This is a genomic window from Pseudomonas khorasanensis, assembly GCF_014268505.2.
Taxonomy (GTDB): domain Bacteria; phylum Pseudomonadota; class Gammaproteobacteria; order Pseudomonadales; family Pseudomonadaceae; genus Aquipseudomonas; species Aquipseudomonas khorasanensis.
In genome coordinates this window covers 1,327,094-1,342,559 of record NZ_JABWQP020000001.1, presented here as the reverse complement: position 1 = coordinate 1,342,559, position 15,466 = coordinate 1,327,094, and the positions used below count along the sequence as shown (strand labels likewise).

The following is a 15,466-nucleotide window of genomic DNA, read 5'->3' as shown; positions in this document are numbered from 1 at the left end:
TTTGGTCGGTTACTCCTCGAACATGAAGTTTGTGTGACATCCGTTCGGTCGCGCTCCCCGCCAACCGCCTAGGTCGTAACAGCAGGTTTTTGCACGCCTGCGGCCATGTGTGGCAATCAAAGTGTGGCAATCAAAAAGGATCTCGTAGTGATGCTCGCTCGCCCGTCCCGCCGTCGTACCCACGTTCAGTCAGCCAGGCGTAAAGCCGCGGATCCGGCGCTGTGGCTGCTCAAGCCATTGGCGCAAGCCGTGGCGTTGTGTCTGATGGCGGGCAGCGCCCATGCGCAGACGGCGTTCAGTTCGGGCTGGTTTGCTGCCAAGGGCGCTGCGCAGCAGAGCGCAGCGGCACGGCCTAGCATGGGCGGTTTGCCGGGGATGACGCCGCCACTGGCTCAACAACAAAAGGCCAATCAGCAGCTGCAGCGTTCGATTCAGACCCTGAACAACACCGTCGCTGCGATTGCCGCGCAACAAGCTGCGCAGGCGGCCGGACGCGCTGCCGCGTTGGGCACGGTGCAGTTTGTGCCGGACGGTCTGGGCGAGGGTGGTCTGAAAGTCGATAACAGCCTGGCTCAGGGTTGGCAGAACGCCAAAGGCCCGCAGCAGACTCAGGCTGACGGCAAGACTACGGTGAAGATCGAGCAGACCGCCGACAAGGCGATTCTGAATTGGGAAACCTTCAACGTCGGCCGCAACACCACGGTCGAGTTCGCTCAGCAAGCAAACTGGGCGGTGCTCAACCGCGTCAACGATCCGAATGCGCGGGCCAGCCAGATCCAGGGTCAGATCAAGGGCGCCGGCACGGTGATGCTGGTCAACCGCAACGGCATCGTGTTCAGCGGCAGCAGTCAGGTCAACGTGCGCAACCTGGTGGCGGCGGCGGCCAATATCACCGATATCCAGTTCCGCGACCGTGGGCTGTACTTCGACAGCACCGGCACCCAGCCGACGTTCACCGATGCGGCTGGCAAGGTGCTGGTGGAACGCGGCGCGTCGATCGAGACGCACAAACCGGCAGTCTCCACCGACGCCGGTGGCTATGCGTTGCTGCTCGGCAACGAAGTGCAGAACGACGGCAGCATCAGCACACCGAAGGGCCAGACGGTGTTGGCCGCCGGCGATCGTTTCTACATCCGCAAAGGCTCGGGCACTGAGGGTAATGCCTTTTCAACGACCTTCGGCAGCGAGGTCACGCCGGGCTTCAAGGCCGGGGCCGTTGCCGGCAAAGTCAGCAACAACGGACTGATTCAGTCCGCCACTGGCGACATCACTCTGGCCGGTCACGAAGTGGTGCAGAACGGCGTGTTGCTCGCCAGCACCTCAGTGTCTACGCGCGGCACGATTCATTTGTCCAACCCGAGCACCGACGACAACGGCAGCGTCACACTGGGGCAGGGCAGCGCCACGGCGATCATGCTCGACAGCAGCGACCTTACAGCGCTCGGCAGTCAGCGTGACGCGGCACTGACCGGCGTCAACGCCAACAACCGCATCCGAGGCGACCAGTCGCGCATCGAGATCCAGAGCGGCGGCAGCGTCGAGTTCCAGAGCGGCTCAATTACCCTGGCCACTGGCGGTCAGGTCGCGGTCAGCGCACAGCGCCGCAGTCTGGTGCGTGACGGCGCGATGATTGATGTGTCCGGTGCCCTAGGCGTCAAAGTGGCGATGGAAAACAACAACATCAAGATCAACGTGCAGGGCAACGAGCAGCGCGACGCGTCGGTCAACCGCGAAAAAGGCGCGCTCAACAGCAACGACATCTGGGTCGATGTGCGTGAGCTGGTTTACGTGCCGGCCGGCACCAACGGCTATGCCACGGATCGCTGGTACACGGCGGGCGGTTTGCTCGAAGTCGGCGGTTACCTCGGCACGCAAGGGCACAGCGTCGGCGAGTGGATGGCCCAGGGCGGCACGGTGAGTTTTGCCGGCAACGATGTGGTCACGCAAAAGGGCTCGCTGATCAATCTGTCCGGCGGCACCCTCGATGTGCAGAGCGGCGAAATCCGCCAGAGCTGGCTGCGGGGCGCCGACGGCAAGTTATACGAAGTGTCGCGCGCGCCGGGTGATCTGCTCTATACCGGGCTGTACAAAGGCTATGAAGACAGCAGCGAACGCTGGGGCCAGACGAACTATTTCTACAATCCGCTGATCGCCCCGCGCTCGCGTTTCGAGTCGGGTTACACCGTCGGCCGCGACGCCGGGCAACTGGTGATCGCCACCGCCAATGCTGTGCTCGACGGGCAAATGATTGGCGAGGTGTATCAGGGCGAACGGCAGAATCAGGCGCCGAAACCGGTGCTGGATGGTTATGAACAAAGTCAGACAGCGTTGGCGCGTCGTGCGCAGTTGATCGTCGGCAGCTACGACCCGACCTATGTCGCGGCGGCGAGTGGCTTGTTGTACACGCTCGATCCGACGCTGGACCAAGTGCAGATCGGCGGCGAGCGTCCGCTCGCTGGCAATGATCTTGACCTGGCCGGTGCGGTGTCCAATGCACGCAAGGGCAACCTGTTTCTCGATAGCGATCAACTCAATGGTTTCCGCCTTGGAGCGATCAAAGTCGCGGCCAGGGATCAGGTCGCAGTCGATGGCGCACTCACGGTCGATAACGGTGGCGACATCACCCTGTATGCCCCCGACGTACAGATCGGCGCCGACCTGACCGCGCGTGGCGGCAGCCTGCGGCTGGGCAATGTGCTCAATCAGTACGTCAGCAGCACCAGCACCGACACTCGGCTCACGGCCAAGGCCGACAAGGCGACGCAAGTAAACGTGGCCGAAGGAGTACGGCTGGATGCCCGTGGCGTGTGGAGCAACCTGCGCTCCAACCCGGACGATGGCGCCAATCTGGCGTATCTCAATGGCGGTCTGCTGTCGATCCGCAGCAGCGGTGATATCGACATCGGCGCGGGCAGCCTGCTGGATGTGTCTTCCGGCGGTGCCCTATTGGCCAACGGCAAGACCCGAGGCGGCAAGGGCGGTGACCTGACGCTGGAGTCCAGTGCAATTTCGGCGCCCGGTAAATCTCATCTCAACCTTGGAGGTGAACTGCGTGGCTATGGTGTAACGGGTGGCGGCACGCTGACGGTGCAGGCCAACAAAATACTGGTCGGTCAGGCTGACAAGGTGCTGGCAGACAATACGCTGCAACTGTCCGGTGATCTGTTCAACAAGGGTTTTTCCGCTTACAACCTGATCGGTCTGAGCGGGCTGGACGTTGCCGATAACACCGTGATTGATGTGAACATGCCGGTGTACCGTTTTGGTGATGCTGCGCCCAATCAGGTCAGTGGTGTCGACCCGCAAACGGCGCTCGAGTTGTGGACGCCGACGCTGTTCCAGGAAAACCCGACCAAGGGCGTGCTGACCCAGCGCAGCGGCGCCAGCCTGACGCTGCAAGGCGGGGCCACTCTGATTGGTTTGACCGATGCCGCCAACAGCACGTTGGCCCTGGGCCGTGGTTCGCGCATCAGTGTCGATCCGGGGCAGAGCATCAAGTTGCGAGGCGCCGGGCAGATCACGGTCGAGGGCGAGCTGAATGCCTGGGGCGGGACGATCGATATTCGTCAGCAACAGTTCGGTTCGATCAAACCGGCTACCTCCAATCAAGTGGCGGATTCGAATGCGCACAACCGTTCGATCTGGATCGGCGAGCAGGCCGTACTGGATGTTGCCGGGCGCGCCAATACGGCCATTGATGTCTTGGGGCGCACTTACGGTCAGGTCGGCAAGGGCGGCAGCATCATCATCGGCGGCGAAATAGACGCCAAACTGGCGACGGCCACAGCGGCCGATGCGTATGTCATCGTTCGTCAAGGGGCCCGATTCGATGCGTCCGGCACCGAAGCTGTTGTCGATATCGCCGGCCAAGGACCAACACGCGTCGCGACGGATGGCGGGCGCATCAGCCTGAGTTCCTATAACGGCTTGTTCGTAGAGGGCAACTTGCGTGCGGCGTCCGGAGGTGTCGGCGCTGCAGGTGGGCGTCTGGAACTCGCGCTTGAAACCCCGCTGTACATGGACTCGGCAAGCAATGCGGTGCGTGCGCCGCGGGAAATGGTCATCAGTCAGGCTTTGTCGGAACCCCTTGCTGCGAATCTACGACCGGGCGAGGGCGCTGATGGCCTGAGCTATGGTCGCGCAAACTTGAGCGCGGAGCATCTGATGACCGGCGGCTTCGACAACCTGAGCCTGCTGAGCAACGGCTTGCTGTCGTTTGACGGTGACGTCAATTTGCACATGAACCAGAGCCTCAATCTGTATGCCGGCGCGCTCGCGCTGACGGAAACTTCAACGGATACGGCACGTATCGATCTGAGCGCGCCGTACCTGCGTATGTCCGGTGTCGGTACTTACTTTGAAGCGCCCACCATGACGCGGCCACGGGTGACGCTCAACCCCACGACCCGACTGTCGCAGGCATCGTTCAATGCATCGGCGAGCCTGCTTGATGTGGGCAACGGGATATCGTTCGGTACGCAGGGTGCGATCTTGCAATCGCAAGAGCCTGCCGTTGCATACAGTCGCCGGGCATTTGGCTTGGTGTCCCTCGACAGCAGCGGTGACTTGCGCTTCCTCGCACCCAATGACCGTGCCGAAAAAACCCGCCTGTGGACCCCGGGTGACTTGAATCTCGGAGCTGCGCAAATCTACCCCGCCACGGGCGTCCAGGCTGACGTTCGCGCCGGCTATCAGGGCGCCGACCGGGCAAGCGAACACACCCTGCGGATCAGCGGTCGCGGCGCAGCACCTGCGGCGGTGCCTTACTCGGTATTCGGCAGTTTGAGCCTGACCGCGGGCACCATCGAGCAAGGCGGAGTGATCCGTGCACCGTTGGGCCTGATTACCCTGGGTGACGATCTCCTGACCACCACAAGCGAGGTGCGCCTGTTGCCGGGCAGCGTGACGTCGGTCAGCGCCGCCGGGCTGGTCATGCCTTACGGCGGCACCACGGACGGCATCGATTATCGCTACAACGACAAGTCGGTCGTCTTGAATGGCATCACTGGCGAAACCAATGGCGTGGTCGTCAACTCGCAATACATCGATGTCCAGAGTGGCGCGACCATTGATCTGTCCGGTGGCGGTGACCTTCGCGGCGCCGGTTTCGTTTCCGGGCGCGGCGGCTCCACCGATGCCCGTCTGAATCCGCTGGTACGCAACGCCGCCGACGGCAGCTTCAGCTTGCCGGGGTTGGCGAGCAATCCGGTCTACGCCATCGTGCCGGGCAATCAGAGCGTCTACGCGCCGGTGTTGGCAGAGGCCGCAGCGGTGGATCCCCGTGTCGGCCAGCAAATCACCGTAGGCGCGGGCGTGCCCGGTCTCGCAGCCGGCACCTATACCTTGCTGCCCTCCAATTTCGCCCTGTTGCCGGGGGCGTTCCGGGTTGAAGTCAACGGTCAGGCGATGCCGAGCGGGACGACGCGTGCGCTGCAACTGCGTAACGGGTCCTGGACCAGCAGCGGGCAGATGTCGATTGCCAATACCGGTTTGCGTGACAGCCTCGCCAGTCAGGTAATCTTGACCTCGGCCGATGTTTTGCGCCGCTACTCGCAATACAACGAAACCAGCCTGACCCAATTCATTGACAGCGATGCCGCACGACGGGGCGTGCCGCGTGCGCTGGCGCCCATGGACGGCAAGACGCTGGACTTGCGTCTGAGCGCCGGTGGCGAACAAGACATTGCTTTGCAGTTCAACGGGCAGGCGCTGTTCAAGGCCGCCGATGGCGGCGTTACCGGCACCGCTGTGCTGCGCGGGGGCAACGCTGGCGCGAACTTTGAAATCCTCGGCGCAGGACATGCACCAACGGCTGACTTCAATGGCGTGTCGGTCTACGCTGACACGCTCAACAACCTCAATGCCGGACGCCTGAGCATTGGTGCGATGCCGAAAGTCGTCTACAGCAACTCGGCCAACATCATCGGTTTCGTCGGCACCAGCACCGATATTGTTCTGCGTGAAGGGGCCATCCTGTCGGCGCCGGAAGTCTTGTTGCGCACCACGTCGACCCTTGGTGGAATCACGGTCGAAGCGGGGGCGGGGATCAATACACTGGGGCGTGGCGATGTGGCCTACGACTCCACGGCCGGCTATTTCTATCAGCCTGAGCAATCCAGCCTGTTGCTCGCTTCCAACGGCTGGACCCACGTTCTGGCGCCGACAGCGGCCAGCGGTATTTCCGGCGGCGGCAGCATCCGCATCGGTGTCTGCACAACGGCTGTGTGCAGCAATCCAGCAATCCTTTATTCGGACGGCAGTCTGACGGCTGCCACGGATAATCAATTCGAACTCGACGAAGCGGTGCGCTTCGGCACGCGTCACCTTGCGCTATCGGTCGGCTCGGTCAACGCCGGCAGTGCCGAGGCGCTGGCAGCGGCAGGCAGTCGCGTACCGACTGGCCTGACCCTGAATCAGAACGTGCTCAATCGCCTGCTGCGTGGTGATACGCAATATGGCGCGCCGGCGCTGGAAACCCTGAGCCTGACCACCCGCGACGCCTTCAATTTCTTCGGCAGCGTCAGCCTCGACACGCTTGATCCGCAGACCGGCCAGAGCAAGCTGCAGAACCTGGTGCTGGCCACCCCGGCGATCTACGGGCTGGGCGATGCCAACGACGTGGCGAGCATCCGCACCGCCAATCTGATCTGGAATGGCGCCACGCAAAGTCCGGCCGGCGTCATCACTGATGGCGCCGGCACGGGCAGCGGCACCTTGGACATTCAGGCGCAACGCATCGAATTGGGTTACGGCCCGATGCCGCAAGCGAGCGGGATGGACCAGAACAATCGTCTGGCCTTGGGTTTTGCCAACGTCAACCTGACGGCCAGCGAGCGCATTACCGCCAATCACAAGGGCAGCCTGGCGGTGTATCAGGAGCAGGGCGCTTACGATCCGCTCAAGGGTTACAGCTACAGCGGCGGTAACCTGAATCTGCGTACACCGTTGCTGACCGGTGAAGCCGCGTCGGTGAGTTCGCTCAAGGCCGGCAACAACCTCACGCTCAGCAATGGCGGGGCTGCAGGGGCGGCGAACGCTTTGGGTGCCGAGTTGAGTCTTGAGGCGCGCAATATTGTCCTCGACAGCCGCATTGCATTGGCCAGCGGCAAGCTGACGGTGAAGTCCGAAGGCGACCTGACCCTCGGCAGCGCTGCGGTGCTGGACATGGCCGGGCGTACGCTGCCCTTCAACGATGTGAGCAAATACAGCTGGGGCGGCGACGTGTCGCTGTACAGCGCCAACGGCAATATTCGTCAGGCGGCGGGCTCGCGGATTGATCTGTCGGCGAAGAATAATCAGGCCGGCAACCTCACGGCCACCGCGCTGGCCGGCGCTGCCGGGACAGTCGATTTGCAGGGTGAAATCCTCGGCGGCAGCAGCGGTTATTACGATGCTGGCGGCACGCTGGTGCCGTACAAGTCTGGTGGCGTGGACATCCGCGCGCAAAATCTCGGCGGGGATGCCACCGCGCAGTTCGCCGCGCTCAATCAGCGCCTGAACGCCGGGCAAGTGTTCGGCAGCCGCAGCTTGCAGCTCAAGCAAGGCAGTCTGCTGATCGGCGATGGCCTCAAGGCCAGTGAAGTCAACGTTTCGGTGGACAATGGCAGCCTGACCGTGGCCGGTCTGATCGACGCCAGTGGCGAGCGCGTCGGCAGCATTCGTCTGTCGGCGAAAAACGGTTTGACCCTGGCCGGCAATAGCGTGCTCGACGCCCACGGTCGCGTGCTGCGCGTCGACAGCTACGGGAAGATCATCGATGCGCCGAACCGCGCCATGGTTGAACTCAACTCCGGCGACGGCGTGCTCACGCTGGCATCTGGCGCGCGGATCGATCTGCGTCACGGCACCGATGCAGTGCCAGGCTATCTGGCAGGGCAAAACGATGGAATGCTGCGCGGCACCCTGGAGCTGAACGCGCCGCGTCTGGGCAGCAATGACATCGCCATCGACGCTAGCGGTGGGTTGACCATTCAGGGCGCTCGCTCCATTGGCCTCAATGGTACTCGCCGCTACACCGATGCCCGTGATGGCGTCGATCAGGCGGTCAGTGGCCGACCGTATCAAGTGATCGATCAAGCCATGCTCGATCGTATTCATGGTGACAGCGACAGCTTCATCAATGCCGCGCTGGGCAACAACGATCTGCTGCAACGCAAACTCGCCGGGCTGAACAACGCCACTTACGCCGATGCATTCCATCTGCGCCCCGGCGTGGAAATCGCCAGCAAAACCGCCGACGGCGACCTGGTGGTGGAGGGTGATCTGGACTTGTCCGGTTATCGCTACGCAAGCCTCAATCCGCACACGCGCTTGAACCCGTCGGTGTATGGCTCTGGTGAGGCCGGTAGCCTGGTGATTCGCGCCGGAGGCAATCTCGACATCTACGGCAGCATCAACGACGGCTTCGCGCCGCCACCGGAAACACAGGATGACGCTGGCTGGAAATTGATTGCTGGTGTGCAGCCATTCGGTGGCGATCTGATCGTACCGGGCAGCGGTGTTGCGCTGGCTGAAGGGACGCAATTCCCGGTCGGCGCCACGCTCAACTATGACGTGACGATTCAGGGCGCGGTATTGGCTAACGGTACGTTGCTGCCGACTCAGGCAGTGTTGGCTGAGGCGTATACCTTCAGCGCTGGTACGGTGTTGGCCGGGGCCGTTCATGATGCCAGCGGCAATCTGCTGTATGCGGCAGGGACGTTGCTCAGTGACAGCGTGACGCTGCCGGCGGACAGCCGTTTGGGCGCGGGCATTCGCTTGAACAAAGCGACAAATCTGCAAGCCATGAACTGGCCCAAGGGTGTGCCGTTGCCGGCGGTTTACGATGCCGATTTGCCCAGCACTTCCGGAGTGAAGTTAAGTGGTTCGCTGGCATTGCTGCGTGGTTCGCTGATTCCTTCCATGACTGATGTGAAACTGGCCGACGGCACGTCTTTGATCGAGCTCCGCCCCTTCAATGGCACACAACAAGGTAAAAACTGGGCGGTGGCGAGCATGCTGCCCGCGGGCAGTGCCTCCTGGTCGATGCGTGCGGTGGCCGGCGCCGATCTTGGGGCGGCGGACACCCGCGCGGTGAAGCCGGTATTGACTGATGGCAATCTTCGACTGGCCGATACTCATTACGGTGTGACCGTGACGACGGGTACCGGAACAATGGTCTGGGCTCCAGGCAATCCCTACGATCTGCCGGGGTATAACCCGGTGCCCGATGACCAGTTGTTCATGTGCGATCTGATTCCGGGACTTTGTCAGCCGATGGCGCGTTGGGTTTGGGCGCCAGGCAGCGGGTTGGGGGGTGATTACGAACCAGTGCCTGAAGATGCGCTGATCCTTTGCGACATCTATCCGGACCTGTGTATCGGCAATAATCCGGGCACAACCGCCAAAGCTCATAGCCAGATGTTCAGCGTCCTGCGCACCGGCACGGGGGATCTCGACCTGATCGCCGCCGGCAACCTGAGCATGGACTCGCCGTTCGGCGTGTACACCGCTGGTACTCAGTCCACCAACGTCGATCCGCTGTTCAACCAGAAACGCGGGCATCTTTCGGACAGCAATTCGGTACTGGGCACGGCGGGTGCGGACTATGAAAAATGGGTCAACGGTGGCGCGGACAGCTTGTATCAAGCCTGGTATCCGCAAATGGGCGGCAACTTGACGATCAACGCCGGGGGCTCGGTAACCGGGGATTCGGTGGGCACCAAAGATCAGGGTGTCGGCGGCGTCCGCGAGCAAATCCCCAGTGTGGCGGTCGGCAACTGGCTGTGGCGCCAAGGCACCGCAAGCGCGGATATGCCTACGGCCTGGTGGATCAACTTCGGCAGCTATGCGACTCCGCCGATGCCCGTTGACGGTATGAGCGCCGAGCCTTACCTGGTGGGCTTCACCGGTTTCGGCACGTTGGGGGGCGGCAATATCAGCCTGCGTGCAGGGCAGGATGCGGGCATGCTCAAGCCTTTGGGCGAGAGGAGAACCAATCCGCGCAGCCAGGGACTGATCGTCGCGGTGGGCAGCACCGGTCGAGTTGCCAGCAATGGCAGCGTGCAAATGACCGGTGGCGGTGATATGGAAATTCGCATCGGCGGTACGCTTAACCCGCTGCTGCAAACCACGGCCCTCGGCGTCGATGCACCAAAACATGATCTGCAAGGCGCACTGATCAATCTGCGCGGTGCGGCGCAATTGGCGGGCGGTGCGCTTGGCGGCATCAAATTGCAGTACGGCGGCTTGCCGACCCTGCATGATGCTCGGGAAACTCGCACGCTTGATCCATTCACCTCGACCACCAGTAGCGCTTTCGGTGGGCTGGTGGTGATTCCGGGTGACTCGGGCATGAGCATCAAGACACGAGGTGATCTGGTGCTGGGCGGCGCAACGGACCCGGGTCGCGTGAGCTTGATGAACGCCACACCGGTTTTCGACGCCAACGGCAGCATTGCGCAAGGCGGGACTCTGAGTGGCTTCTCGCTGTGGACCGACCACACCGCCATCGACCTGTTTTCAGCCGGCGGCAACCTGACACCCAGCACACAGATCGGTGAGTTCAATGGTTCGCTGGGGGTGGTCAACGGTCGCAATACTTCACCCACCGATGGTCGATTCGTCTATCCGTCGATTCTGCGCGCGGTGGCAGCGCAGGGGTCGATTTATGCAGGGCCGTCCGCAACGTTCACCAACGGTAATAACAGCCCGCTGATCGGTTATTCATTATTGCTGGCGCCCTCCAAGTCCGGGCAGCTTGAGTTCCTCGCGGCTGACTCTATCTATGCCGGGGGCTATGCAATCAACCAGTCCGGCGCCAGCCCGCTGGCCATCGCCACGCCCTTCAATCCGGCGTTCAATACGTTCGCCAACAGCAACGCCGGCAAACCGGTCGCTACCAACTACAGCAGCGACGGCGTTTCATCGGCCGCCAACACGCGTTATCCGTTGTTCGCCTTCGGTCCCAACAGCTACTCGGGCCTGAATGACGTCGCACAGCCGGCACGGTTTTATGCATTGACTGGCGACCTGGTAGGCGTGCGCAGTGGCGAGACGTTGAATTTCACGATTTCCAAGCGCACTTGGTATGAGGGCGCGGGGCCCGTATGGATGATCGCCGGGCGCGACATTGTCGCGTCCGGGACAAATCTGGGACAGCCAACTTACATACCCCAGGGCCTCATGGGCACTGGTATTGAAGACATCACCTCCAACGGTAACTTGTTCATTCACAATGATCTGCGAGATGTATCGCGGGTGTCGGCAGGTCGCGACATTCTCTACAGCAGCTTCGATATCGCCGGCCCCGGCACGCTGGACATCAATGCCGGGCGCAACATTCTGATGGAGGATCGCGCCAGTATCACCAGCCTCGGCTCGCTTGTGGCCGGGGATCAGCGGCCTGGCGCCAGCGTGGTATTGCAGGCCGGCGCGGGCGCGCAGGGGCCGGATTACTCGCGCTTCATCGCGCGTTACCTGAGCCCGCAGAACACTGCCAATCCGAATGCCTCACTCAGCGGCCAACCGGGCAAAGTGGTCAAAACCTACGTTGATGAACTGCAAAGCTGGCTGACTCTCGGCTATGGCTTCAGCGGTGATGCCGAGCAGGCTCAGGCGTTTTTCTCCGCACTGCCAAGTGCCGAGCAAGCGATCTTCGCGCGGCAGGTGTACTTCGCTGAACTGCGCGCAGGTGGCCTGGAATACAACGATGTCGATGGCCCGCGCCAAGGCAGTTATCTGCGTGGACGCAATGCCATTGCAGCGCTGTTTCCGACGGTTGATGTGGCGGGTAATCCGATTCGGTATGACGGTGACATCACGCTGTACGGCGGCGCCGGGGTCAAAACTCTGTTCGGCGGTGACATTCAAATGCTCACCCCGGGCGGTGGTCAGGTGTTCGGGATCGAAGGCGCAGCGCCACCGTCGACGGCGGGGATCGTCACTCAAGGCTCGGGCAACATTCAGCTCTACTCGCAGGGCAGCATCCTGCTCGGCCAGAGCCGGATCATGACCACGTTCGGTGGCTCGATTCTCGGCTGGTCTGCCGAGGGCGATATCAACGCCGGTCGCGGCTCGAAAACCACTGTGGTGTACACCCCGCCGAAACGCGTCTACGACACTTGGGGCAACGTGACCCTGTCGCCATCGGTGCCAAGCACCGGCGCGGGTATCGCCACGCTTAACCCGATTGCCGAAGTGGCACCAGGCGACATCGATCTCATCGCGCCGCTGGGCACCATCGATGCCGGCGAGGCGGGGATTCGTGTGTCGGGCAACGTCAACATTGCCGCGCTGACGGTGGTCAACGCCGCGAACATTTCGGTGCAGGGCAAGGCAACCGGTGTGCCGGTGGTCTCGGCGGTGAACACTGGCGCGATCACGTCTGCCAGTTCCGCCGCCTCATCCGCCACTCAAGCGGCTGAAGACGTCGCGCGCCAGCAGCAAGCGGCAGCGCGGCAGAATCAGGCCTCGGTGTTCACTGTGCAGGTGCTGAGCTTCGGCAACGAGCAACTGGCACCCTCGCGCGATGGCGCCAGTCGAGCGCCAGCGGCAGGGTACAACCCGGACAGCCCGGTGCAGGTATTGGGCGCCGGGGCGCTGGATGAGCAGGCCAAACAGCAGTTGACCGAGGAGGAGCGTGGGCAACTGACGTTGTAAAAGACTCTCGTGTAGTACGTTTGGGCGGCCGGTTGGCCGCCTTTTTTTTAGGTTGGAGGGGTTAGGGGATATTTTTGTCGAGCGTGAAGTATCCTCAGTATGTCGACCTCTCCATTTACCCGATAAACCAGCAGGTAGTTCGGATGAATCACCATTTCGCGAGTGCCGGGCACCCGGCCAGACCGGAAGCCATAGGGTATGGAAGAAAGCGTTTGCGCTGCGGCTCCGGCTTTGCGTCGCAATGAAACCGAAGCAACGGAGTTGTACTGATCGATGTATTCAAAAATGTCAGCCAGTTGACGAATAGCCTTGCGGCTCCATTTAACCTGCAGCGCGGCGCTTCCTGCGATTTTCGTCAATCATCTGGTCGAGCATCACCATGGCTTCGGCATGGGGTACGGCAGGACGCGGGTCGTCAAGCGCTTCTTGCACTTGCGCACGAAACCAACGGTCGTAGCTCGCAGCTTCTTCGGCGGTGTCGAAATCTGAATCGATAGTTAACAGTTCAGCGCTCATAATGACCTCCATGATCAATGTAAAGCAGTCTAAGGGGGATGTGGCTCGTTGTCGTCACTGGCAGGACGAAGAACGCATCATCCCCAGACAGGCGATTTATATCTGTCAGACGCTTCGTTAGTGACACGCGTGAATTCGATCAGGTACGTAGTTCAATTCTGTAAGAATTGTCCGCGTGCCCTAGGGGTGACAGGAAAGGTTCCAGGGTATGGATCAGCGTGAACGACTAAGTCATGGAGTCTGTTGTCGCTGCCCTGAGCCTTGCCCACAGCAGCGACAACCGCCACGCCCTAATCAATGACCGTCCGCCACCTTGCGCTCGATCTCGTCGACTTTACGCTGCAGCTCTTCGGCTTCCTGTTCCTTGACCCGGGTGGAAGACGGCGTGATGGTCTTGTCCACGCCTTCGGTTTTACCGTCACGATCCTGCAGGTCGCGCTCGACGACGTTTACCGGTTTTCCGGCGGCATCGGTGGGCGGTGCTTTAGGGGTTTTATCGTCAATGGGATTCATGTCGCTGGCCTCCTGTTGGGATAAACATTGGAGACAGCGCGGCGGTAGACGTTCGAATTTTTTCAGCGCCACGGCCCTCTCCCGCAGGAGAGGGCACTTCGGCGTTTCAGTCCTTGAAAATGTCGCGGTCTTTGGTCTCCGGCAGGAAGAACGTGCCGAGTATCGCCGTCGCGACTGCAATCACGATCGGGTACCACAGGCCGTAATAAATATCGCCGGTGGCCGCGACCATGGCAAACGCCACGGTCGGCAGGAAACCGCCGAACCAGCCGTTACCGATGTGATAGGGCAGCGACATCGAGGTGTAGCGGATGCGGGTCGGAAACAGCTCGACCAGCCATGCGGCAATCGGGCCATAGACCATGGTCACGTAGATCACCAAAATGGTCAGCAACAGCAGCATCATCGGATAGTTGGTTTTCGCCGGATCGGCCTTCTCGGGATACCCGGCCTCTTTCAGCGCTGCGCCGAGGTTCGCGGTGAAGGCGTCGTTGCGAGTCTTGAAATCGGCGGCGGGCAGGGCGCTGCCCTCGAAGCTTTCGATAACCCGGTCACCGATGCGCACCTGCGCGACCATGCCCGGTTCGGCAGCCACGTTCTCATAGGGGATCGCGCGCTTGGCCAGCAAGGTCTTCGCCAGGTCGCAGGAGCTGGTGAATTTGGCCTTGCCCACCGGGTCGAACTGGAACGAGCACTGGTCGGGGTTGGCGATCACCTTGACCGGGTTTTTCTCCTGCGCGACGAACACGTCAGGGTTTCCGTACTGGGTCAGCGCATGGAAGATCGGGAAGTACGTCAGCGCGGCGAGAATGCACCCGGCCATGATGATCGGCTTGCGCCCGATGCGATCGGACAGGCTGCCGAAAATCACGAAGAACGGTGTGCCGATGATCAGCGAACCGGCAATCAGCAGGTTGGCGGTCTGCGCGTCGATCTTCAGGGTTTGCAGCAGGAAAAACAGTGCATAGAACTGCCCGGTGTACCAGACCACGGCTTGCCCGGCAGTGCCGCCGAGCAGCGACATGATCACTACTTTGAGGTTGTCCCAGCGAGCGAAGGATTCGGTCAGCGGCGCCTTCGAAGTCTTGCCTTCGTCCTTCATTTTCTGGAATACCGGCGACTCGCTCAGTTGCAGGCGGATGTACACCGAGACCGCCAGCAGAATGATCGACAGCAGAAACGGAATCCGCCAGCCCCACGCCTCGAACGCTTCGTTGCCCAGCAACGTACGGCAGGCGAGTATCACCAGCAGCGACATGAACAGGCCCAGGGTCGCTGTGGTTTGAATCCACGAAGTGAAAAAGCCGCGCCGATTGCGTGGCGCGTGCTCGGCCACGTACGTCGCTGCGCCGCCGTACTCACCGCCCAGTGCCAGGCCTTGCAGCAGGCGCAGGGTAATCAGAATGACCGGCGCCGCGACGCCGATGGTCGCGTAGCCGGGCAGCAATCCGACGATCGCCGTCGACACGCCCATGATCACGATCGTTATCAGAAAGGTGTGCTTGCGCCCGATCATGTCGCCGAGACGGCCAAACACGATGGCGCCGAATGGCCGCACCGCAAACCCGGCGGCAAAGGCCAGCAAGGCAAAAATGAACGCGGTGGTTTCGTTGACGCCGGCGAAGAAGTGTTTGGCGATGATCGCGGCCAGAGAGCCGTAGAGGTAAAAGTCGTACCACTCGAAAACCGTGCCCAGCGAGGAGGCGAAGATGACCTTGCGCTCCTCCTTGGTAATCCCGCCACTGCGGGGCGGCGTGCCGGTGGATGCTGTGTCGATTGTGGCCATGGGAGTTCTCCG

5 protein-coding genes are annotated in these 15,466 nt (G+C 61.7%); 1 reads left to right on the top strand and 4 read right to left on the bottom strand.

Translation table 11 applies throughout. The features are described from left to right. Window positions 1-150 precede the first annotated feature (150 nt). Window positions 151-12,639 (top strand): filamentous hemagglutinin family protein, encoded by a 12,489-nt coding sequence (locus HU727_RS06070; protein WP_186529167.1) that lies wholly within the window; start codon window positions 151-153, stop codon window positions 12,637-12,639. A gap of 47 nt (window positions 12,640-12,686) precedes the next feature. Here the strand turns inward: HU727_RS06070 and HU727_RS06065 are convergent, their stop codons facing one another. From HU727_RS06065 to HU727_RS06050, 4 genes are all read right to left on the bottom strand, one after another. After that, window positions 12,687-12,998, bottom strand: coding sequence for a type II toxin-antitoxin system RelE/ParE family toxin (locus HU727_RS06065; RefSeq protein ID WP_225919777.1), 312 nt, complete (start codon window positions 12,996-12,998; stop codon window positions 12,687-12,689). Continuing rightward, window positions 12,961-13,155 carry a type II toxin-antitoxin system RelB family antitoxin gene (gene relB, locus HU727_RS06060; protein ID WP_186529165.1) on the bottom strand — a complete coding sequence of 65 codons (195 nt, stop codon included), beginning with the start codon at window positions 13,153-13,155 and terminating at the stop codon, window positions 12,961-12,963. The genes HU727_RS06065 and relB overlap by 38 nt, the downstream gene beginning before the upstream one ends. A gap of 294 nt (window positions 13,156-13,449) precedes the next feature. After that, window positions 13,450-13,668: a hypothetical protein gene (locus tag HU727_RS06055; RefSeq protein ID WP_186529163.1), complete on the bottom strand. Its 219-nt coding sequence runs from the start codon at window positions 13,666-13,668 to the stop codon at window positions 13,450-13,452. Between the two features lie 106 nt (window positions 13,669-13,774). Next, window positions 13,775-15,454 (bottom strand): MFS transporter, encoded by a 1,680-nt coding sequence (locus HU727_RS06050; RefSeq protein ID WP_186529161.1) that lies wholly within the window; start codon window positions 15,452-15,454, stop codon window positions 13,775-13,777. Between the last annotated feature and the right edge of the window lie 12 nt (window positions 15,455-15,466).